Genomic DNA, 20,460 nt, shown 5'->3' with positions numbered 1-20,460 from the left:
GAGAAGGGAAGACGCACCGTGGTTAACCCCGCCCCAACGGCCTTCGCTGCTGCCGCATGGCGCATCCACGGCTCGTTTACGCAAACGCGCCTATCGTCTTCATTCAAAGTCTTTTCAAATGGGGGAATGATCATGGGGCAACGCATCCGCCCGACGGCGGCAGACATGTTCGCGTCGGCTGATTTCTTGCGGGGAATTGTGGTGGTGTCGTCGTTCGGCTTCTGGGCGGTGATGCTCGGCCTGATGCCGGTGCTGGTGTTTCGAGTCTGGCTGGCGTGATGCCAGCGCGCCGCGATGGTTAACTCGTGGTAGCAGCTGTGTTCAAAAGCGCGCGAAACTGCGACCCGGAATTTTAAAATATCCCGTGTAGCGTTCATGCCCATAAGCGAAGAAATCGCGGGGGCGTTTGTGAATAGTCATAACGAGATGGCGTCGCATTACGACGCTGGACAGCAGGGCTTTACCACCGAGGACATTCTGTGGGCCGCCGGCATCTGGTCGGTGATCCTCACTCTGTCGCCGGTGATCGTGTTCTACATGCTGATGGTGGCGTAACTTCCATCCACTTTCTTGAGCACGATCTTATCGGAAAACCGCTTCACACTTTTCCGGATCGTGCTCGCCCAAAAACGCAAAACGCGCGGATGTCCGCGCGTTTTTCGTCCGGGGAATGATTTATGAAAATTACGCCGCCTGCTTGTGCATTGCGCCGGACGCCGACGCCGTGCCGCGAATAGCCTTTACCGAACGTTCGATCGCCGCCCACAGCCTTGCGATTTCCTGCGCCGCACGGCTCTCGGCCTGATATTCCCGCGCGCCCTCGCCGTGGCTCAGCGCCATCAGCAGATCCGAACGGTTGGTGATCTGGCCGCCCCACACCGGAGCACGGAACTTCGCCAACGCCTCGCGGGCGATGGTGACGATCGGGCTTTCGGACTCGTCGCGGCGCGCCGGCGCACCGTTGAGCACGACCGCGTAGGGCTTGCGTGCCGCACGGCACATCTGGATGGTTTCCTGCACCGCGTTGACGTCGAACACGCCGGGACGGGCGGGAATCACCACCATGGTGGCGTTGCGGATGGCGTCGTCGACGACGGCCGACAGGTTCGGCGGCGTGTCGATCAACACCCATTCATAACCGTCGCGCTTGGCCGCGGAGACGATGCCGCTGACCGAGTTCACCGCGGACTTGATCGGCGGTTCGTTGGTGCCACGCAGCTTGTGCCACAGCGTGAGCGAGCCTTGCGGATCCGCATCGACGAGCAGGATCGGCTTGGTCGCCTTGATCTGCGCGGCGAGATGTGCGGCCAGCGTACTCTTGCCTGAGCCACCTTTACGCGATGCAAAAACAATAACGTTCATACCTCTGCCTCCAGATTGACCCCAGGCGGCGAAAATGAATCACCGCGGTGATTCGGGAAAGAAAAATTTATCATAAGTTATGCTGGCGCCATGAAATAACAAAGCGCGTTGGCTTTTGAGTCACACTACTGCGTGCGACGACGGGTGCGAGCTGCATCGCAACACCTTCACGCCAGCAATCGTGCGTTTTTTGAGCAGCCTTGGCAGGACGAAGCGGAATGCAACCTCGCCGCGCAATCCGTTTCGCTAGCCGTTTCCGTCCTGCCTTATCGCAAGCTTCCGCACGCCGAGGCGAACAAAAGGAGTCCGGTGGCTGGTGTGGGGCTGATGCCTGGGTCAGTTTGACTCAAGGGGCGAGCGAACGAGGGCTGGACACGCAAATGCCCGGGACATCAAACGCACTGCGCGCTGTGGCCCGGGCATGATCGAGTTTCAAAAAGGGAACGCGGCGCCCGCGTTCAGCCTTCGCTGGCTTTCTTCTTCTTGGCCGGCTTGGTGCTCTTCTTCGCCGTCCGGCCCGAGCTCCTGGGCGCGATGCTGGTCGGCTTGCCGGCGCGGGGCGCGGCCGCCATGCCCGGCTCCGGTCCAGGCCGGAAGAACGCGCGGCACTGCGGCGAGAGCTGCGACTTCTTCTGGATCATGCAGGCGGTGATGGCGTCGACGTTCGGAACGAACTCGCCGCACAGCCGCATCGCATCCGGCGTGCAGGCCTGCTGCTCCTCCTGGGAGTAGGCAAAGCCTTCACCCGGCTGGATCAGGACGGCCAGGGCGATCCCCGTGATCGCGGCAGCCGTGTATGTCTTCACGGATTTCTTAAAGCGGAACGCCGGCATCGATCCCCCAAATGTCGAGTCGGAGACGATAGTGGGTGAACGGGGGTTCGTTGGCAACCGAGGGGAGATGCGAAAGGCGGGACGTGTGCGGTCTCGGCAACAGGGACCCCCAAAACAAAAAACGCGAAAACAACCCCATGCACAGTAGCCAAGTCCATGTGGCGATTGAACTTTGCGGATCGCGATTTGCGGATTTTACGAAATGAGGTTTGACTCGTCGGGCAAAACAGGAGCATGATGCCATCATCACAGAACGTGCGTGGGGTGGTCGGCTTGTCTCCTGCGCTGGACAAAAGCGTGAGCGGGAGCGGAGACGATTGCATGGAGCGACATGAGGCGGAGCTGCCGCTGTCCGGCGTGACGGTGGTCTCGCTCGAGCAGGCGATCGCGGCTCCTCTTGCCAGCCGGCATCTTGCGGACTGGGGCGCGCGCGTCATCAAGATCGAGCGGCCGGGCGACGGCGATTTCTGCCGCGACTACGATCACGTGATGAACGGGATGTCCAGCCAGTTCGTCTGGACCAACAGGTCGAAGGAAAGCCTCGCCATCGACATCAAGAGCCCTGAAGGCCAGGAGGTGCTCAAGGCCCTGCTGCCGCAGGCCGACGTCTTCATCCAGAACCTGGCGCCCGGCGCGGCGGAGCGGCTGGGCCTCGATGCCGCATCGCTGCTGCGGAAGTATCCCCGGATCATCGCCTGCGACGTGTCGGGCTATGGCGCGGGCGGTCCCTACAGCGACAAGAAGGCCTACGATCTCCTCGTGCAGTGCGAGGCCGGCGTTCTCGCCATCAACGGCACCGAGGCGGAGCCCGCCAAGGTTGGGCTGTCGGTGGTCGATATCGCCACCGGCATGTACATCCTCAACGGCGTGCTGATGGCGCTATATCGCCGCGAGCGCACCGGCAAGGGCACCGCCTTCCAGGCCTCGCTGTTCGATTCCATCACGGACTGGATGAGCTATCCCGCCTTCTATACGCAGAGTACGGGCCGGCCACTGCCGCGAACCGGGGCAAGGCACGCAACGATAGCGCCGTATGGCCCGTTCCGCGTCGGAGACGGCAACACGATTTTCTTCGGCATCCAGAACGACCGGGAATGGCGATCGCTGTGCGCCGTCGTGCTTGGCGAGGCGGCCCTTGCCGACCACCCCCGCTTCCGCAGCAATCCGCTGCGCATGCAGAACAGGGACGATCTGCAGGTCCATATCGAGCAGCGTTTTGCAGCGATGACCAGTGACGAGGTGCTGCGGCTGCTCGACGAGGCCTCGATCGCCAACGCGCATCTGAATTCGGTCGAGGCTTTCCTGGAGCACGAGCAGCTCCGCGCCCGCTCCCGGGTGCAAACGGTGGGATCTCGTTGCGGCCCGGTGATGAGCTTCCTGCCGGCTCTCACCATTCCCGGCCTGTCGCCCCGGATGGATCCCGTGCCTGACGTCGGGCAACACAACCAATCCATCCTCAGCGAACTCGGTCTCGCAAAGGAGACATGACGATGGCCCCTCAGCGGCCGACGCGGGTCTATCTGGCCGTTCCGGCGCATCGCTCCCGTCTCGTCGCCAAGGCGGCTGCCTCGGCCGCGGATGCGGTGTTTATGGATCTCGAGGACGCCGTCCCGCCCTCCGAGAAGAGCGCGGCGCTGGAGGAAGCTGCGCGGGCGCTATCCTCGCTGGATTGGGGCAACAAGGTCGTCGCCGTCAGGCTCAACGCCGTCGACAGCCCCTTCATCGCGCAGGAAATCGGCACGCTCGCTGCGCTTCCCAGATTGGATTCGGTGATCGTGCCGAAGGCGGAGCGCGCGAGCGACATCGCCGCCATTGCCGATCAGCTGCGCGCCGCCGCGCCGGATCGCCCCTCGCCTGTGGCGCTCGAACTGCTGATCGAGACTGCGCTCGGTCTCGTCAATGTCGACGCGCTCGCGGCCGCGCACGACAGCGTCGCCGCCCTTCATCTCGGCGTCGGCGATTTCGCGGCGTCGATCGGCGCCCGCTCCTCGGAAATCGGCGCGTCGCCGGACGACTACCGCCATGTCGGCTCCATCCAGAGCGGCTATGCCACCGCCCCGCTCGATCTGTTCGCCTATCCGATGATGCGCCTGCTGGTGGCGGCGCGCGCGTTCGGCCTGCGCGCCATCGACGGTCCGTGCGGCGCGTTCCGGGATGGCAGACTGACGGAAAGCAGCGCGCTCAAGGCGGCTGCGATGGGTTTTGACGGCAAGCAGGTGATCCATCCCGACCAGATCGAGCCGACGCTACGGGCGTTCGTCCCGTCCGACACCGAGCTCGCGCACGCGCGGCGGGTGGTCGCGGCCATGGAGCACGCCGAGGCGCAGGGCCAGGGCGCGGTGACGCTCGACGGCAAGATGATCGACTATGCCAATGTGCGGATGGCGCGCCGGATCATCGAGATGGGGTCGTAGCGGCGCATGACCACGGTGCTGATCGTCGCGCCGGTGTTTGCGCTGATCGCGGCCGGCTATGCCGCGGTGCTGTTTCGCTTCGTCTCGGAGACCGCGCACAAGGGCATCAGCGAATTCGCCTTCAGCATCGCGATTCCCGCGCTGCTGTTCCGCACCATCGTCGTCTCGGAATTTTCCGGCGTCAGCCCGTGGCGGATGTGGGGCGCCTATTACGGCGCGCTCGCGCTGACCTGGATCGCGGCGCTCCTGCTCTCGGCGCTGCTGCGGCAGCGGCGCGAGGACCGCGAGGACGGCGTCGTGTTCGCGATCGGCTCGGTCTACGGCAACATCGTGATGCTCGGCATTCCCCTGACGCTCTCGGCGCTCGGCAATGAGGCGGCAGGCCCGATGGCGCTGATCCTGTCGGTGAACACGCCGCTGCTCTGGCTCTGCGGCACGCTGCAGATGGAGCTGGTCGACCGCAAGCAGACCGCCTCTGCCGCGTCGCTGATCCTGCCGGTGCTGCGCGATCTCGCCCGCAACCCGATCATGCTCGCGATCGGCTTCGGCCTCGTCTGGCGCCTCACCGGCCTCGGCCTGCATCCCGTCGTCGACCGGACCGTCGAGCTGCTGGCGCAGGCGGGATCGCCGGCGGCGCTGATCGCGCTCGGCATCAATCTGTTCAGGTTCGAGGTCAAGGGCGAGATGTTGAGCGTGGTCGTGATGAGCGCGCTCAAACTGCTGGCGATGCCGGCGGCCGCCTTCGCGCTGGCAAGGATGCTCGACCTGCCGCCACTCGCGGCCGGCGTCGTCGTGCTGTTTGCGGCGATGCCGACCGGCGCCAATGCGTATATCTTCGCGGTACAGTATCAGCGGCTGGTGAACCCGGTATCGGGCGCGGTGGCGCTGGGCACGCTGCTGGCGGCTGTGACGTTGCCGGTGGTGGTGTGGGTGGTGGCGAGGTGAGGCAGGCTGTGCGCGATAACTCGCTTGGAGCAAAACTTCTTTGATGTCATCCAGCTGTTGGCATCGAACGCAATCCGCATATCAGCGTTCGTGGCGACACCTTGTCGTCGCTGTCCAAAGCCGTGTGATCTGCGTGGAACCCCTGACAGCACACGCGTGATAAATCCATTTCGGCGCATTGAACCGGTCCAAACGCTCAACTGACCAAAAAGAGATCTGCAATAAAGGAGCAGTTCCATGGGCATTCCCAAAGATGGGACGGTTTCGGTCCGCATCACATGCGTTGGTCACGCCAGCCGACGCTGGAGAGGTGCCCGCACGAAGGCGGCGGCATCCGCACTGAACCAACGCCTATCGGAATTCAGGGCGAAAACGATCTTCGACCAGGTCGATCCCATTGTCAAAATGCAGCTGCCGGGATTGCCCGTCGCGCTTGGCCAAAAGGCAGTCGGGAGCACGGAACCGTTTCCGACGGCCGGCGAAGATAACGCCGCCATCGATCGCAGTGTCGTCCTCATGGTCGACCTGGTTTGGACAGGTACGGGCGGTTACAAGAAGGTGCACCGTCCGCCTCGGCTTGTTTATGCGCCGAGCACCTTCTGGGAGATGAAAATCGCAGCGCTCTTTGGCGCCTCGGGTATCGGCGTCAAATCGAGCTTGCTCCGCGTGAAGATCAAGAACTTGAGTACAGGGCGCGAACTTTCGCTTTTTGGGCCGATTATCGGCGGTGATCTGACCATCGGTGCCGGCATGTTCAAGAAGGTGCCCAAGGTGTCGCCCGTGAGCTTCGACAAGTTCGATCCCAAACAATTGCGGGATGCGCAAGTGGGCAAGCCGGTCGTGTTCACGACGCCGCTCATGGACTTCGAAGACTGGATCAACGGATCGGAAGGCCAGCTCGTGCGGGTCGTTCACGGTCATCTTAAAACCGGCGTGACCAAGTCGCAGACCAGCTTTCTCCAGTTCGTCAGCGTCGATACTCATCCCGGCTCATTGGTCTTCGATCTGAAGGCGCTCGGTTTCTCGTTGGGTATTCCCGAGGTATCCAATCAGGTGCAATCCGGAACACTCAAAGCCGAAAATCATCCGTCAGACCAGTATCTCGTCGACACACCTGATGACGTTGTTCCTGTCCAAGTCGCACAGCACCGCAGCGAAGGCCTTCTGATCAGCTTCCCACTGAAAAACGTCACTGGACGGATTTGAGTTCGAGCCAGCAAGAGGAAGTGAAGCGATTTGTGTTGAACAGAACGGCAGCCATTCGCGCTTTGTCTGACTTCAAGGATGTGGTCGCCCCGACGCCGTGATGGGGCGGGTAGCTGGCAGACTGATTTCCCGACGGAGCTGTGGCTTCGTGCTTCGAGGGGGCGAGAAGCCGAGCATCCTGGTGGTATGCGCGCTCGACCCAATGCAGGTGCCGACCTGCGCGAATACGTACATCTTCGCCGTGCAGTATCAGCGGCGGGTGAACCCGGTGTCAGTTGCGGTGGCTCCGGGCACGCTGCTGGCGGCGGTGACGTTGCCGGTGGTGGTGTGGGTGGTGGCGAGGTGAGGTGGTCGGCGGCTTGGCGAGTGCGCCGCACCACCTCCCAAATACAATCAGCGCAGGCCCAGGAACGAGAGCACCACACCAATCACGACGACGAGTCCGACCAAATAGATAATGCCGTTCATGTCTGAGCTCCTCAGCGTTGTCAGTCCTGCCGCAACACAAACACTCCAGGTCGTGAAAAGGTTCGGCGTTGCCCGACGCCGATTTCTCCTGAAATGGGGGAACGAAAGCGACCGATCCTGCTTCGTGGCGTGCTGAGCCTTCGCCCCCCTCAACTGATGATTTTGCGTTTACACGCAAAGGTCGCTAGGCTGACTTGATACGTCCTGCAGGGAGGGTGATATGGGACAGCGTGAAGAGAGACTGGCAGTGATCAGAAGCGCTTACGCAGCACGCGATGGCGGTGACGCCGAGGGCTTGGTGACAGCCTTTCATCCCGAGGGCTTGTTCACCTTGATGGGCGACAAGAGCGCGCTCGCACTGACAGGGAGCATGCAAGGGCACCCGACCCTGCGTGGAGCTTTCAGTAGATTGATTGATGAATTCGGCTTCGAAGGTCGCGAAATCCTGGCTGAGCTGGTCGACGGAGATCGCGTCGCCGTCCATTCCCGCCTCGTCGTTCGATACCGCCCGACCGGGCAGGCTTCAAGCACCGAGATCCTGGATCTGTTCAGATTTAAGGACGGCAAGATCATCGAGCTGATCGAGTTTGCGGACACTGCGCAGATCAAGGCGATGATTGCGTGACGCGTGGTGAGGTTCTGTTAGTGTCGCCTGACGTTGGTGAGTTTGGTGCACTGTCATAGTAATTCGAATTGTATGACGTTCAGGCTGTGAACCTGACTGCCGAAAGAGTTATTGAACACGCTGGCCCGCGCGCCAGGCCATCTGCCAGAAGTCCGCCTCGAGTCGGGTGGCTTCCTTGAAGATCGCAATCAGCTCTGCCTCGCGGGCCGGTGTGGCGTAGAGATCGGCGAGATGCTCCATGTGCGCCTGCGCTTTGGCAGCGACCTCCTGGTACGGCGCGCCGGCATACTCGGCGATCCAGACGCGGTAGGCGTTCGTCGCAGCGTCCGCGAGGGGGAGCGAGGCGAGCCGCGTTGCGATCTCCGCGTACCCGATCACGCAGGGGGCAAGCGCCACCTTGAGCGCCAGCAGATCGCCGCGCATTCCTGCGTCGAGCACGTAGCGTGTATAGGCCAGCATCTCGGCCGCCGGCGGGGCCTGTTCAAGGTCGGCCGGGGACAGACCCCAATCGGCGCAGAGCTTCACATGCAGGTTCATCTCGACATCGAGGATAGCCGAAAGGCCGGCCGCGGCTTCACGCATGTCGGCAAGTCGGGGCGACTTGTAGACCGCGAGCGCGTAGGCGCGAGCAAACTCGATGAGGAACAAATAGTCCTGAACGAGGTAGTGACGAAACGCCGCTTCGGGGAGCGAGCCGTCTGCCAATCCGCTCGTGAAGGGATGCTCGGTGTAAGCCCGCCACTCAACGGATGCTGCTGTCTTGAGACGCTCGAAGAAACTCACGATCTTTTTCGCCCGGCTTGCTTGTCCATGAACGTCTTTTGGCTCGCTACCGATAGCGCATTGCGAACGGGGGAGCTACGGTGACCGCGCACAAAACTCACTTTAAGCAGCGTTGCGGATGGGCACTCCCCGCATCGGGAGTTTTGCGTCACCGTAACCCCAAGAGTTTTAAAAGGAACGGCTGGCCGACTTGTCCGGCGCCGCACTGCCCCAGCACTGTATGAGCGGGCTTCAAGTACAGGCTAACTGAGCGCCGAATTTCAAGGTCGGCATGCGTGCAACAGCTCGATGCCGAATCCAGCTAACCTGTAGTAGTCGGTTTGACCAGAAAGATGCCGCGACAAACAGCGAGCAATTACCAAATTTTCGATCGAAACAGCCGCTAGAGTCTCGCGAATACTCAATCGGTCCGCAAAGATTTTTGGATCAACAGTTGCCTGATTGGGGTTTTGGACGAGCGCGCGAGCCTCTTGCAATAGAAGTGCATCAAGCGGCTGCAGCTTCTGGAGAGCAGCAACGAACTCGGGTCGGACATCCGCGGCACGATCGGTGTCCATCGCATTAGCTAAAAGTCTTGCCCAAATCTCCTGCATCTCCGTGCGAGATTCTTGCTGGGCTGCTTCCAGCAACGGTATAGCGATTTGCTCTGGCAGTTCGGTCGTCTTAGCGTCGCGCTCCCGCAATATCTCCTGTGTTCGCCGGGTTATTGCATCCAGTCGCCGGTGCCGTGCAGCGTGGAGCGGGTCTCCAATCAGAATACCGTAAACATCGGCGATTTGCTGAGAACTGGCCTTCACAAGGTCCAGCGCCTTGCTGGCGGCTTTTGCGCTTTCTTCAATCGCGCCTTCGTACGGTGCCTTGTCGGTCATTCGCTTATTCCCCGAGCTTAAAGCCAGCGATAGGCGGCCCAGCCGACCTTGACGAGAGCAAATTGCAACCAAGGACTAAGATTGCCAACTCCCAACTTTTTGATGCGCCTGAATGTAGGGGCCAAACAGCTTGGGAGCAGTCCGGTAATACTCGTTCAGCTCATTCATTCGATCATAGTGCAGCTTCGGGCCAGCCGGGTCGTGTAGTTTGATTGCAGAGTTCGAGTCCATCAGATCGATGATCACAATTCGGATGCGCTCAAGATATTCGTTGACGTCTGGTCCAAAATAAAACGGCGCTTTTTCGATTGCCTCCGCGTACTCATAAAGTGTGCCATCGTCTGGTTGTCCGGAGGACATGGTCTTGGCTACCACATGTCTTATTGCTTCAAAGATTGCTATACGGCAGTCGAACAGCTCTAGCACGACGCGCTCATTCTCGGTTTGCCAGTTTTGTTTGGCAACTTCTGCCTGGAGGCGAGCCGCCTCAGCTTGGGAGCTTCCTAGGCGATAGGCGACGAAAGCCGCAGCTCCGGCCGCGATGACACCGGCGCTTCCTTACGTGAACAACGATAGACGGCCCAGCCAGCGAGAAACGCGACGGCGAGCAGCACCGCGTTGCGGCGGGAGGCGAGCCATCCGAAGGTTCTAACAGAAGGCGCGCGCCAAGGCGCCCCGAAAGGGGCTTGGCAGATTAACGCTTCGGTGTTCGGATGTCCGTGGGCGTGAAATTAGGACCTGGGCTATTGCCGCGTCTTCACACACGCGTCCACCGCGTAAGCGCACTGCTCCCCGGCAGTTAGGAGACCGCCAGTTGGGCCGGTGTAGTTCATTGAAGAGACCTGGCCGCCGGCAAACACCACATTGATCTTGCAAAAGCGACGTGAGCTGACCGCGGTGGCGCCGTACCGATCGCCGCTGACGCTGGCGACCTCCATGCCATTGCCGGAATCATAGCCCCAGACCTCGGTCGCGCCCTCGGCCGCTTTGTTGGCCGGTGCGCCCATACAAGAGAGCACCTGCTCCTTTGACATGCCTACCATTTGCGTTCGTGCATCTTGGGCGATTTCGGCGCGCTGAAAAGCGCAACCACATAGCGCGACGCCAAGCGCTACGATTCCCAAAACTCGCATGTTCTATTCCCCCAGCCGTGCATCCAACCGCAACGTACGGGGAAGCGCAACCTAAACGCGCTGCAACAAAAGAGATTCCGGTTACAGTGCGTGAAATTGGGATTACAGAAAACGAGTGCCCTGGGATCGAGAGGTTAGTGCACTGTTATGGGTAACCTGGCAGGTCGACTAACCCCACGTCTCAAGCGGCAATCTGCTATTGCGGCGTTTTGTCTATGTGCCCCTCTGTCCGCTTGTCGCCTCGCTTGCAGGCTGTGGTACGGCGCAATATGCGTTCACGCCGATCCGACAAGCTACTGCAAGTGCAATGCCGACCACAGGAACCAAGACAACTGCCGATAAACCAACGACAGAGCCAATTCCAGCGGCTATGGCGCCTACGACTTCAACCTTATGCTTGTTAGTGAGGCTCTCGATCTTTTTTGCGCAAGTCCTTGTAAGAGGGGTCTCCGCAATGAACTTGCGCACCTCTTCCATCACTCGACGGAAAAAACTATGCGACCCGCTACTTGCTCCAAAAGGGAAGGTGTTCTCGGGACCGACCCTGGACAGCCAATTCTGACCGATTTCCTCTAAGCTCGTTTCCATTGGAGAGCATCGCTTCTATAGTCTTTGCATGAGCGGCCGGAAGCGCTCCTATCCAATCAAGTGACGTAGAATTTTCGAAATCGAAGGTCATGACTGCAACTCGCGAATGTACTCAGCGGAAATCGCGTGGGTGGTCTGATGCAAGGTATGAGGGTCAACACCGCCCAAGCTGATGCCGCCACCTGCCCTAGGAGCGTAACTGCCGATTATCATCGCTGCGATGGTTCGCCCATCGCTGAGCAAAACTGGGCTCCCGGACTGCCCCGGACGCGCTTGAACGTTCAAGATAATGAGCAACGATAGTGATCTTTGTCCCGGTCGGATCTGCATCGGTCTTCTCAAGACGCAAATGTGCCGGGGCTTAAGGTGTCTGAGAATTGCACCGCTGGTACAGTTGGGTGGGCTCGAACCACCGACCTCCTGTTCCACAGACAGGCGCTCTAACCAACTGAGCTACAACTGCATCCTTGCGAGCCGCCCGAGGGGCGCCCTTGATAGGGCCGGTCACCGAGGGGGGCTGGACGGGGCGGAAACTAGGTGCAACGGGCGTTTTTGGCAAGGCCGCAACACCCTCAAAACGTCCCGCAAACGAGGTTATTTCCAAAGCAAAACCCGGGCTCTAGGCCCGGGTTTCTTAATTCAAACGACCCGGCCAGATCAGGCGGCGGGGTAGAGCTTCGCGGCGGAGGCCTTGATCGGCTCGGCGGCGGCAGTGGCCGCGCGCTGGGTGATCTCGGCGAGCTCCCGGGCCTGGGCCTGGAAGGTTTCGAGCTGCGTCTTGGAATGGTTGGTCCACAGCGCGAACGCATCCTGCGGCGCCTTCACGCTGAACAGCTCCTGGGTGAAGTCGAGATGGGCCTTGGTGTTGGCCTTCGCGAACTCCATCAGCTTGGCGGTGTATTCGCTGACGCCCTTGTGGGCGGACGCGAACACGGCCTCGACGGTGCCGTTGTGGGTTTCGGCGGCGTCCTTGAACTTGGCGTAGTTCTCGCGGGCCTGCGACACGCCCTTTTCGGCGAACGCACGCATCTGCTCCGGAACCTCGAACGGAATGACGGAGGCGGAGAATGGATCAGTCGTACCTGTCATGCTTTGTCCCTCACACTAATGAAAAAACGGAGTGAGCCTTCAGGCGCGCCCGCCGGCCAACCGGGTGACGGGTGCGAAGACTGGAAACACAAAACGAATGATGGCTCGCCCAGCGCGGAGACCATGCCTGCCTAAGATGTCAACATTGTGCAACGCAACGGGTTTTGGGGTGCATTGCGCAAATTTAATCGCGGGGAGGATGAGGTTCCCGGTATGGGGAACCGGTGGTTGAGGTAATCAGGTGGTGCCTGAGCGCGCGCCTCGTCCTTTGAGACGACCGCTGCGCGATCTCCTCAGGATGAGGCTGGGCGGCATGGGTATCTGCGGACGCGGGGATCTCGAAGAATGGGGATGCGAACGGGCTACGGCTTGCGGGGTCAGGGACATTAAGGTTATCGCGGCTTTAGGCCTTGGCGCATAGGCTTCGGCCGTGGACCTGCCCGGCCCTGCGGGCGATACTAACCCTTTCTTAAGGCTGTCATTCCCGGCAGCCTGATGCGCACAAGCGGGACGCGAAGCCGGTCGGATGACGAGTTCGGATTTCCAGTTGCGAGGCGTGGGCGATCCCCGGCTGGCCGTGCACGCGACCTCGCCGCTGCCCGTCTGGCTGTGGTCGATCGACGGCACGCGCGTGCTCTGGGCCAATCCGGTCGGGGCAAGACTGTTCGGCGCGGCCCATGCCACGGCGCTCGCAGACAAGACCTTCGGGCCCGCCGACAGCCACCGCCGCCAGATCATCCGGCTTGCCGGCCGGCTGCCTCCGAACGGCGCGATCCGGCTCGAACGGCTGCGCGGCTTCGGCGCGCGGTTGGGCACTCTGATGACCTGCGCCTGCGCCCGGCTCGACTTCGCCGATGGCGGCCGCGCCGTGCTGGTCACCGCGATGGACCCCGGCTTGCGCACCATGCCGCTGGTCGAGCGGCTGCTTCGTCTGGTCGACGGCGCCAAGACGCCGATGGCGGCGTTCGCACCCGACGGCCTGTTCGTCGGGGCCAGCGAAACGGCCCGCACCCTGCTCGGCTTCCGCGATCTCACCGAGGGCGGCCTCGAACAGGCGCGCAGCGATGCGCTCAGCCTTGGCCGCGCCGAGACGCCGATCGGCATCGGCCAGATGGTGCTGCAGCGGGTCGGCAGCGGGGCCGATGTCGGCCTGGTCGCGCTGATCGAGCCTGCCGTGCAGCAGGCGGCGGCTGCGACTGATGAGGTCGAGTCCGAGGCCGCCGAAGAGGTCGCGCGCGAAGAGATCGCCCGAGAAGACATCGCTCAGCATGAGGCTGCGCCGTCCGCTGCTCCAGCCGCCGTACCGCAGGATGTGCAAGCGGCGCCGTCGCACGAGGCGCCATCAGAGATCGCGCTGTTCGACGCCTTCGCCGAGCCGGTCGACGCGCCGCAAGCAACGATCGCGCACGAACCGCCCGTAAGCGAGCCGGCGACCGAGATCGTCTCGATCCAGCAAGCCGTCGAGCAAGCGGCCGAAGCGCGCGCCGAGGTCGAACCGAAGACTCCGGTTGAAAACTCGGCCGAAGCCATGGTGTCGCCGCAGGCCGCGCCGACCGTAACCGGCATGGTCGAGCCGCCGTCGGGCCACGAAGAGCCGCCCGCACCGCGTCAGCATCCGCTGCGCTTCCTCTGGAAGGCGGATGCAGAGGGCCGCTTTGTGCTTCTGTCCGACGAATTCATCCACCTGATCGGTGCGCGCACCGCCGCCGGCTTCGACCGCCCCTGGCGCGAGATCGCCGACGCCTTCGCGCTCGATCCTGAGAGCCGCGTGGCGCAGGCGCTTGCGAGCAAGGACACCTGGGCCGGGATCACCGTGAACTGGCCGGCCGATGGCGGCGAGCATCTGCCGGTCGAGCTTGCCGGACTTCCGGTTTATGACGGCGAGCGCAATTTCGCGGGCTTCAGGGGATTTGGCGTCTGCCGCGATCTCGACGGCCTCAACCGGCTCGATGCGCTCAGGCGTTTTGAGCTTTTGGCCGAACCGGCGGCGCCGCAAAGCCTGTCCGCCAATGTGGTCGAGCCGGAGCCCGAGCCAGAGCCGCCGCCTCCGCCGATCGAGCCGCCCGCACCTGAGCCTGAAGCTGAACTGCCCGAACCCACACCCGACGCGAATTCACATCCAACCGATCCGGAACCGCCAGTGGAAACGCCTCCCAATGTCCTGCCGTTCCGAGCGCCCGGCGACACGCGATCGCCGACGCTGACGCCGGTCGAGAACAGCGCGTTCAACGAGCTCGCCCGCCAATTGTCCGAGCGCCTCGAACGCGACAAGGAAACCATCGCGGCATCGTCCGAGCCGCCGGATGCCGAGATCACGCCTGAGGCGGCGACGCCGGAGCCCGAGCCTGAGACGCCGCACGCGCCGGCCGAATGGCTGACCGCGCCCGCGCCGCCCGCGCACGGCCACAGCCCGCGCGACCGCGCGCTGCTCGACCTGCTGCCGACCGGCATCCTGATCTACCGGCTCGACCGCCTGCTCTACGCCAACCCCGCGTTTCTCGCGCGCATGGGCTATGCCAGCCTGAGCGCACTGGAGAATGCCGGCGGGCTGGATGCGCTCTATGTCGAGCCGGGCGTGTCCGCGGCCAGCAGCACGTCGCAAGCCGGCACGCCTGTCACGATCAGCGCGACGCTCGCCAATGGCGAAGCGCCGCTGCCGACCACCGAGGCGCATCTGCACGCGATCGACTGGGACGGCGAGAGCGCGCATGCGCTGATCTGCGCGCTGCCGCAGGCTGCGCCCGTCATCGCCGAGACCGTCACCGCCGAGACCATTGTCCCCGAGACCTTCCCCACCGCGCCGGAGCCCGACGCCGGCGAGGCGGCCGCGGAAGATCTCGCCGCGATCCTCGACACCACGGCCGAGGGCATCGTGATGTTCGATGCCGAAGGCAACATCCACGCCTGCAACCGCAGCGCCGAGGCGCTGTTCGGCTATGACGGCGAGACGCTGATGCAGCAGAATCTGGTGACGCTGTTCGCGCCGGAGAGCCAGCATGTCGTGATCGACTATCTGGAAAACCTCAAGAGCCAGGACATCGCGAGCCTGCTCGACCACGGCCGCGAGGTGCTGGGGCGCGAGAAGAAGGGCGGCGTCATTCCGCTCGCGATGATCATGGGCCGCACCCGGCCCGACGGCCCGAACTTCTTCGCCGTGTTCCGCGATCTCTCGCACAGCAAGCAGGGCGAGAGCGAGCTGACGCAGGCGCGACGTCTGGTCGACGGCGCGGCCAATGCCAAGGCCGACATGCTGGCGCGGATCAGCCACGAGATCCGCACGCCGCTGAACGCCATCATCGGCTTCTCGGAGGTGATGATCTCGGAACGCTTCGGCACGCTCGGCAACGAGCGCTACGGCGAGTACATGAAGGACATCCGCGCCTCCGGCGAGCGCGTCATCGCCATCATCGACGACCTGCTCGAGCTGTCGCGGATCGAGACCGGCAAGCTCGACCTCAACTTCGCCAACCTCAACCTCAACGATCTCGTCGAGGCCTGCGTGGTGGTGATGCAGCCGCAGGCCAATCGCGAGCGCATCATCATCCGCACCTCGCTCGGCCATGCCCTGCCGCAGGTGAGCGCGGATGCGCGCGCGATGCGGCAGATCACCATGAACCTGATCTCGAACTCGATCCGGCTCGCCAGCGCCGGCGGCCAGGTCATCGTCTCGACCGCGCTCACCGACCGCGGCGAGGTCGCACTTCGCATCCGCGACACCGGTCACGGCCTCAGCGAGCGCGAAGTCGCCGCCGCGATGGAGCCGTTCCGCACGCCGCCGCCCGGCGACGCCGAAGACAGTTCGGCGCTGAGCTTGTCGCTGACCAAGGCCCTGGTCGAAGCCAACCGCGCCCGCTTCAACATCAAGAGCGCGGCGAACTCCGGCTCGCTGATCGAGGTGGTGTTCGCACCGGCACTGGCGCAGGCGTAAGCGGCGAACGCGATTTCCTGCCCGCGGTGCACGGGCGGCTTCGGCCGAGCCGCGCCCCGCGAAGGGCGCCAGCTCATTGCGACTTCTTCCCGAGCGGAACCGAAGCCCCTCGTTGCGGCTTGAAGCCTGGACCCAGCGTTTCTCCTGCTGATCAGTTCGACACTGCAGCTCCGCACTCCAGCGACTTCAAATGACCGAACGAGCGAAATCCGTGGCATCGAAGCAGCGTCCGCCCAAGCGGAGCGAGGCGGTGCGGAGCGACAGAGGCCCGACCACGACTGAGCGAAAGCCGCTGCCTACCGGCGCAGGCGCGCGCATGAACGCCCGAGTCGTGCTTGCCCTTGCGCTGGTCGCACTCGCGTTGTGGACGGCGGCGGGCTTTCTGCCCGCGGTGATCTGGGCCGCGATACTCGCAACCAGCCTGTGGCCGCTCTACACCAAGTTTGCGGCACGCGTGACCTCCGGCCGCTCCAGCCTGGCCCCGCTGGTCTTCACGCTCGTCGTCGCCCTCATCCTGTTTACGCCGATGTCGCTTGCCGTCTATCAGATCGCGCAGCAAGGCGATCTGCTCGTGGGCTGGATGAAACAGGCCGGAGAGAGCGGGATCGAAGTGCCTGATTGGCTCGCCCGCCTTCCGATCGCCGCAGAGAGCATCGAGCAGTGGTGGCGCAGCAATCTTTCCGATCCCAAAGCCGCGACCGCATGGCTGAAAAGCGTCAACGCAGACAACGCATCGGAACTGTTTCGAACGTTCGGCGGACAGCTGCTTCATCGCCTGTTTCTTCTGTTCTTTTCGCTGATCGCCTTGTTCGTCTTGCTGCGCAACGGCCGGTCGATCTCGGACCGCGTGCTGGAAACCTGCGATCGGCTTTTCGGTGAGGCGGGAGAGGGTCTCGCCGAGCAAATGGTCGATGCGATCCGCGGCACCGTGAACGGTACGGTGCTGGTCGCCGCAGGCGAGGGATTATTGATCGGCGTGGCCTATTTCGTCGCGGGCGTGCCGCATGCCATCGTATTCACAATATTGACCACGGCCTTCGCCATGCTTCCGTTCGGCGCCTGGCTCGCTTTCACCGCTGCGGCGGTGGTGCTGGTCTCTGGCGGAGGCAGCGGCTTCGCAGCCGCGGGCGTCTTCTTCTGGGGCGCGATCGTCATGTTGGCCGGCGATCATTTCGTCTGGCCGACCCTGGTCGGCGACTCGGCGCGGCTGCCGTTTCTGTTCGCGTTTGTCGGGATCTTCGGAGGCTTGGCTGCCTTCGGCCTTCTGGGCTTGTTTCTCGGCCCGGTGATCATGTCGGCGTTGCTGGTGGTCTGGCGCGAGTGGGTGTTCCGACCTGTCGCGCCCGAGAAGAACGGTTGAGTTGCCGCGGGCGTATCCCCAAGCACACGCCAGAAAGCAAAAGGCACGGCGCTTGCGACGCCGTGCCTTCCGCATTCATGAGGCTCGATCTCAGCTGTAGATTTCGAACAGTCCCGCGCCGCCCTGGCCGCCGCCGATGCACATCGTCACGACGCCCCACTTCGCCTTGCGGCGCTTGCCTTCCTGGAGGATGTGGCCGGTGAGCCGCGCGCCGGTCATGCCGAACGGATGGCCGATCGGCGCTGGCGAAGGCATAAGGCGAGATCAGGCTGGGACTGGACTGGCGGCTGCCTTTACGTAGTGGCGCAACCCGCTCGGACATGTAGTATGGCCCTGCCGGAGCGGGGTACCAAATTGGACGGAATCAATCTTCACGATCCCCTCTTCGCCACCTATGTCGTTGCCGCCAGCTTGATCATCCTCAAGGCCGTGGCGATGTCGTGGCTCACCGTGGTCCGGATGGTGAGGGCCCAGGGCGGCTACCGTTCGCCGGAGGACATCAAGAAGACACCACTGAATCCCGCACCCGATCCGGCGCAGCTTCTTCCCAACGAAGATGTGGAGCGGATCCGCCGGATCCAGATGAACGATCTCGAGAGCCTGCCGTATTTCCTGGCCGCGGGCTTTCTTTATGTTCTCACAAAGCCGTCGCTGCTTCTCGCGCAATGCCTGCTCTACGGCTACGTTGCCTCACGCCTGCTGCATTTTCTCGCCTATCTCACCGGGCAAATTCACGACATTCGCGCAATGCTGTGGACCGTCGGCTCGGTCATCCTGGTCTTCATGACCGTGCGCACGCTGCTCGTTGCACTCGGCGCTTGAGGCTCAGTCGGCCACGCCGGCGATCTGCTGGGCCGAAAGGTAGCGTTCAAGCGCCTCGTGCTGCTTGAAAAAGCGCATGGCGCGCAGATCGCGGATCGTCGTTTTTTGTGCCGCATCGCGAACCCGGGTGACCTCGCGGGCTTCCTCCAGCCGGCCGACCCCGACCAGGTTGGCCGCGAGCATGCGATGTCCGGTGCCGTTGCTCGGATTGTGCCGAACCGACTTGCGCGCCCAGGCAACGCCCTCCTCGTACTGCCCGAGGGCAAAGTAGGACGCGGTCAGTCCCGTCATCCACATATGGAGCATGCTGTCCTCGGGGCTGAGGACGAGAGACCGATGCAGGCATGCGAGTGCGTTGGCATAATCGCCTCCCATGCTGTCGATCATTCCGAGTACACCCCATGCGAAAGCCGAACTCGGATTGAGCCTTGCGGCTTCGCTGGCGTGAATGCGCCCCTGATCGTTGTCGCCGGCGGGCCCAAACAGCGTGAAGCCATAGACAGCGTGGGCGAAAGCGTCCCCACTATCCTGCTCGACGGCGCGGCGCGCCAGACCGACCGCCTCGGACGCGGCATCCGCAGACATGTTGGCGCCGAGCGGCGGAGCCATCACGAGTCCCCAAGCCAGCGCCGCCAGCGTCGCCGTTCGCTCCTGATCGAGGCTCAGAGACCGCCGAAGCAGATCGATGGCCTTGACGATACCTTCGCGGGTGCCGCCCCATAAATGATGAAGGCCGCGCAAATACAGATCATAGGCCGAAAGATCAGTTGGCGGCTTGCGGCGTGCGCGTTCGATCTCGGCGCTACGAACGGCGGGATCGACGACTGCGGCAACACTGCTGCTGACGTCGTCCTGCAGGTCGAAGATGTCGACCAGGGGGCGATCGTAGCGATTGGACCAGACCTGGGCCTCGCTTCCGGTATGAGTGAGCTCGGCCGAGACGCGAATGCGGTTGCCCGCCTTGCGAATATGACCGCTCAGGACGTATTGCGCACCGAGTTGCTGCGCAATCTGCCGGCTGGTCATTCCCTTGTCCCGAAGGGCAAAGCTCGATCCGGCCGCGATCACCACCAGCTCGCGAAAGCGCGATAGAGCGGTGATGATGTCTGCAGTGACGCCATCGGCGAAGTAGTCCTGTTCGGTTTCATCACCCATGTTGCGGAACGGAAGCACCGCCATGGAGGGCCTGTCGTTGCCGAACACGTGCTCCGCCTGGTGCGAAAGGTCTGCCGTCGGCTCCGCTGCCGGCAGAACGATCTTCTGCTCCTGGACCTTGCGCAATTCCGCAGCCAGCGCGCTGGTTGTGGCATCGGGCGCGGTGCCGAGCTCTTGCTTCAGAAAGGCAACGACGGCCTGATAATATTTGAGCGCCTCGGCGTTGCGGCCGGCCGCGGACAACGCGCGCATGATCAGGCGGTGCGCATCCTCGCGCATGCTGTTGAGTGCATTGGCGCGCTGGCCGGCGAGCAGGGCATCGCCGGCACGTCCGTCGGACAGTTCCTGGTCGCCGAGCGCTACCATCGCGCCGACAGCCAGCTCCGATAACCGCTCGCGTTCGCCGGCCACCCACTCGCTCCAGCCCTCAGCGTTGACCGCGATGTCATCGACGAGGCGCCCGCGATAGAGATCTGCCGCCGCGGTCAGCGCGTCACGGCTGCCCTTTCTGACAAGCCGCTCGAATTGCGGCACATCGCAGGTGATCACAACGGCATTCAACGAAATGAATTCGCCGTCACTCCTGAGAGCACTCTGACCAAGAACTTGACGCAGCTTGAACAGGGCCTGTCGCAGGTTTTGCTTCGCCTGCGCTTCGAAGTGCGATCCCCACAGCAAGGTCGAGAGTTTTTCGCGGTGCTGAGGCTGAGGTGCCGTGTAGGCCAGATAGGCCAGCAATCCCGCGAGCTTCTTGTTCGGTAAGCTGACGGCACCGTCCGGCCCGATCAGTTCAAAACGTCCAAGAAGTGCGAGAGTAAAACTTGGGCTGGGCGCGGGTGCAGTTTCGGTCATTCCGCCTCAAAAATAAGCAGATGCGCTC

At 62.8% G+C, this 20,460-nt stretch carries 19 protein-coding genes, 1 tRNA gene and 1 pseudogene; 11 read left to right on the top strand and 10 right to left on the bottom strand.

Translation table 11 applies throughout. From position 1 onward, the window contains the following. The first annotated feature begins 132 nt into the window (after window positions 1-132). Together IVB19_RS05625 and IVB19_RS05620 are read left to right on the top strand one after the other, a co-directional pair. Window positions 133-279, top strand: a complete 147-nt coding sequence (locus tag IVB19_RS05625) for a hypothetical protein (RefSeq protein ID WP_166517545.1) — start codon at window positions 133-135, stop codon at window positions 277-279. Window positions 280-375: 96 nt separating this feature from the next. Beyond that, window positions 376-555 (top strand): hypothetical protein, encoded by a 180-nt coding sequence (locus IVB19_RS05620; RefSeq protein ID WP_007596684.1) that lies wholly within the window; start codon window positions 376-378, stop codon window positions 553-555. 129 nt (window positions 556-684) lie between these two features. On the opposite strand, the gene IVB19_RS05615 is transcribed toward IVB19_RS05620, so the two are convergent. Together IVB19_RS05615 and IVB19_RS05610 are read right to left on the bottom strand one after the other, a co-directional pair. Then, window positions 685-1,362, bottom strand: coding sequence for an AAA family ATPase (locus IVB19_RS05615; RefSeq protein ID WP_007596685.1), 678 nt, complete (start codon window positions 1,360-1,362; stop codon window positions 685-687). 458 nt (window positions 1,363-1,820) lie between these two features. After that, the gene (locus IVB19_RS05610; RefSeq protein WP_247296193.1) at window positions 1,821-2,195 is read right to left on the bottom strand and encodes a hypothetical protein; all 375 of its coding nucleotides are present in this window, start codon (window positions 2,193-2,195) and stop codon (window positions 1,821-1,823) included. 321 nt (window positions 2,196-2,516) lie between these two features. Between IVB19_RS05610 and IVB19_RS05605 the strand changes: the two genes are divergently transcribed. The 6 genes from IVB19_RS05605 (at window position 2,517) to IVB19_RS05580 (ending at window position 7,853) form a co-directional block, all read left to right on the top strand. Then, window positions 2,517-3,683, top strand: coding sequence for a CaiB/BaiF CoA transferase family protein (locus tag IVB19_RS05605; RefSeq protein WP_247296195.1), 1,167 nt, complete (start codon window positions 2,517-2,519; stop codon window positions 3,681-3,683). After that, window positions 3,680-4,609: an HpcH/HpaI aldolase/citrate lyase family protein gene (locus IVB19_RS05600; RefSeq protein ID WP_247376394.1), complete on the top strand. Its 930-nt coding sequence runs from the start codon at window positions 3,680-3,682 to the stop codon at window positions 4,607-4,609. Before IVB19_RS05605 ends, IVB19_RS05600 begins: the two co-directional genes overlap by 4 nt. Window positions 4,610-4,615: 6 nt before the next feature. Beyond that, entirely contained in the window at window positions 4,616-5,554 is a 939-nt protein-coding gene (locus IVB19_RS05595) for an AEC family transporter (RefSeq protein WP_247296200.1), read from the top strand. A gap of 237 nt (window positions 5,555-5,791) precedes the next feature. Next, window positions 5,792-6,760 carry a hypothetical protein gene (locus tag IVB19_RS05590; RefSeq protein ID WP_247821062.1) on the top strand — a complete coding sequence of 323 codons (969 nt, stop codon included), beginning with the start codon at window positions 5,792-5,794 and terminating at the stop codon, window positions 6,758-6,760. Window positions 6,761-6,962: 202 nt separating this feature from the next. Further along, window positions 6,963-7,106: a hypothetical protein gene (locus IVB19_RS05585; protein ID WP_247296202.1), complete on the top strand. Its 144-nt coding sequence runs from the start codon at window positions 6,963-6,965 to the stop codon at window positions 7,104-7,106. 342 nt (window positions 7,107-7,448) lie between these two features. Further along, on the top strand, window positions 7,449-7,853 hold the full coding sequence (locus IVB19_RS05580; protein ID WP_247296203.1) for a nuclear transport factor 2 family protein: 405 nt from the start codon (window positions 7,449-7,451) through the stop codon (window positions 7,851-7,853). Between the two features lie 108 nt (window positions 7,854-7,961). Here the strand turns inward: IVB19_RS05580 and tenA are convergent, their stop codons facing one another. The 6 genes from tenA to IVB19_RS05550 all read right to left on the bottom strand — a co-directional run bounded on the left by tenA (window position 7,962) and on the right by IVB19_RS05550 (window position 12,315). Then, entirely contained in the window at window positions 7,962-8,636 is a 675-nt protein-coding gene (tenA, locus tag IVB19_RS05575) for a thiaminase II (protein ID WP_247296205.1), read from the bottom strand. Between the two features lie 260 nt (window positions 8,637-8,896). Further along, window positions 8,897-9,505 carry an Abi-alpha family protein gene (locus IVB19_RS05570; protein WP_247296207.1) on the bottom strand — a complete coding sequence of 203 codons (609 nt, stop codon included), beginning with the start codon at window positions 9,503-9,505 and terminating at the stop codon, window positions 8,897-8,899. 75 nt (window positions 9,506-9,580) lie between these two features. Beyond that, a complete protein-coding gene (locus IVB19_RS05565) occupies window positions 9,581-9,931 on the bottom strand; it encodes a hypothetical protein (RefSeq protein WP_247296209.1) in 351 nt (116 codons plus the stop codon). Window positions 9,932-10,248: 317 nt separating this feature from the next. Continuing rightward, the gene (locus IVB19_RS05560; protein ID WP_247296211.1) at window positions 10,249-10,548 is read right to left on the bottom strand and encodes a hypothetical protein; all 300 of its coding nucleotides are present in this window, start codon (window positions 10,546-10,548) and stop codon (window positions 10,249-10,251) included. Window positions 10,549-11,612: 1,064 nt separating this feature from the next. Continuing rightward, window positions 11,613-11,689, bottom strand: a tRNA-His gene (locus tag IVB19_RS05555). Between the two features lie 194 nt (window positions 11,690-11,883). After that, on the bottom strand, window positions 11,884-12,315 hold the full coding sequence (locus tag IVB19_RS05550; RefSeq protein WP_018453573.1) for a phasin: 432 nt from the start codon (window positions 12,313-12,315) through the stop codon (window positions 11,884-11,886). Between the two features lie 526 nt (window positions 12,316-12,841). On the opposite strand from IVB19_RS05550, the gene IVB19_RS05545 reads away from it, so the two are divergent. Together IVB19_RS05545 and IVB19_RS05540 are read left to right on the top strand one after the other, a co-directional pair. Then, the gene (locus IVB19_RS05545; RefSeq protein ID WP_247360985.1) at window positions 12,842-16,243 is read left to right on the top strand and encodes a PAS domain-containing sensor histidine kinase; all 3,402 of its coding nucleotides are present in this window, start codon (window positions 12,842-12,844) and stop codon (window positions 16,241-16,243) included. Between the two features lie 316 nt (window positions 16,244-16,559). Next, window positions 16,560-17,603: an AI-2E family transporter gene (locus IVB19_RS05540; RefSeq protein ID WP_063745866.1), complete on the top strand. Its 1,044-nt coding sequence runs from the start codon at window positions 16,560-16,562 to the stop codon at window positions 17,601-17,603. Between the two features lie 90 nt (window positions 17,604-17,693). On the opposite strand, the pseudogene IVB19_RS05535 reads toward IVB19_RS05540, so the two are convergent. Then, a pseudogene (locus tag IVB19_RS05535) lies at window positions 17,694-17,840 on the bottom strand (acetyl-CoA C-acyltransferase); the annotation flags it as partial. Between the two features lie 90 nt (window positions 17,841-17,930). Here IVB19_RS05535 and IVB19_RS05530 point away from each other — a divergent pair. Then, complete coding sequence (locus tag IVB19_RS05530; protein ID WP_143273320.1) at window positions 17,931-18,425, top strand: MAPEG family protein; 495 nt, start codon at window positions 17,931-17,933, stop codon at window positions 18,423-18,425. 3 nt (window positions 18,426-18,428) lie between these two features. On the opposite strand, the gene IVB19_RS05525 is transcribed toward IVB19_RS05530, so the two are convergent. After that, window positions 18,429-20,432: a BTAD domain-containing putative transcriptional regulator gene (locus tag IVB19_RS05525; RefSeq protein WP_247821061.1), complete on the bottom strand. Its 2,004-nt coding sequence runs from the start codon at window positions 20,430-20,432 to the stop codon at window positions 18,429-18,431. Window positions 20,433-20,460 lie beyond the last annotated feature (28 nt).

Origin of the sequence: Bradyrhizobium sp. 187 (assembly GCF_023101005.1) — a bacterium.
In the GTDB taxonomy this organism is placed as follows: domain Bacteria; phylum Pseudomonadota; class Alphaproteobacteria; order Rhizobiales; family Xanthobacteraceae; genus Bradyrhizobium; species Bradyrhizobium canariense_D.
This window is presented reverse-complemented; position numbering and strand designations above follow the sequence as displayed.

Bases quoted from the DNA above. Each gene is read 5' to 3' on its own strand.
- IVB19_RS05625 (WP_166517545.1), top strand. From the start codon at position 133: ATGGGGCAACGCATCCGCCCGACGGCGGCAGACATGTTCGCGTCGGCT.
- IVB19_RS05620 (WP_007596684.1), top strand. From the start codon at position 376: ATGCCCATAAGCGAAGAAATCGCGGGGGCGTTTGTGAATAGTCATAAC.
- IVB19_RS05615 (WP_007596685.1), bottom strand. From the start codon at position 1,362: ATGAACGTTATTGTTTTTGCATCGCGTAAAGGTGGCTCAGGCAAGAGT.
- IVB19_RS05610 (WP_247296193.1), bottom strand. From the start codon at position 2,195: ATGCCGGCGTTCCGCTTTAAGAAATCCGTGAAGACATACACGGCTGCC.
- IVB19_RS05605 (WP_247296195.1), top strand. From the start codon at position 2,517: ATGGAGCGACATGAGGCGGAGCTGCCGCTGTCCGGCGTGACGGTGGTC.
- IVB19_RS05600 (WP_247376394.1), top strand. From the start codon at position 3,680: ATGACGATGGCCCCTCAGCGGCCGACGCGGGTCTATCTGGCCGTTCCG.
- IVB19_RS05595 (WP_247296200.1), top strand. From the start codon at position 4,616: ATGACCACGGTGCTGATCGTCGCGCCGGTGTTTGCGCTGATCGCGGCC.
- IVB19_RS05590 (WP_247821062.1), top strand. From the start codon at position 5,792: ATGGGCATTCCCAAAGATGGGACGGTTTCGGTCCGCATCACATGCGTT.
- IVB19_RS05585 (WP_247296202.1), top strand. From the start codon at position 6,963: ATGCAGGTGCCGACCTGCGCGAATACGTACATCTTCGCCGTGCAGTAT.
- IVB19_RS05580 (WP_247296203.1), top strand. From the start codon at position 7,449: ATGGGACAGCGTGAAGAGAGACTGGCAGTGATCAGAAGCGCTTACGCA.
- IVB19_RS05570 (WP_247296207.1), bottom strand. From the start codon at position 9,505: ATGACCGACAAGGCACCGTACGAAGGCGCGATTGAAGAAAGCGCAAAA.
- IVB19_RS05560 (WP_247296211.1), bottom strand. From the start codon at position 10,548: ATGGTAGGCATGTCAAAGGAGCAGGTGCTCTCTTGTATGGGCGCACCG.
- IVB19_RS05550 (WP_018453573.1), bottom strand. From the start codon at position 12,315: ATGACAGGTACGACTGATCCATTCTCCGCCTCCGTCATTCCGTTCGAG.
- IVB19_RS05545 (WP_247360985.1), top strand. From the start codon at position 12,842: ATGACGAGTTCGGATTTCCAGTTGCGAGGCGTGGGCGATCCCCGGCTG.
- IVB19_RS05540 (WP_063745866.1), top strand. From the start codon at position 16,560: ATGAACGCCCGAGTCGTGCTTGCCCTTGCGCTGGTCGCACTCGCGTTG.
- IVB19_RS05530 (WP_143273320.1), top strand. From the start codon at position 17,931: ATGGCCCTGCCGGAGCGGGGTACCAAATTGGACGGAATCAATCTTCAC.
- IVB19_RS05525 (WP_247821061.1), bottom strand. From the start codon at position 20,432: ATGACCGAAACTGCACCCGCGCCCAGCCCAAGTTTTACTCTCGCACTT.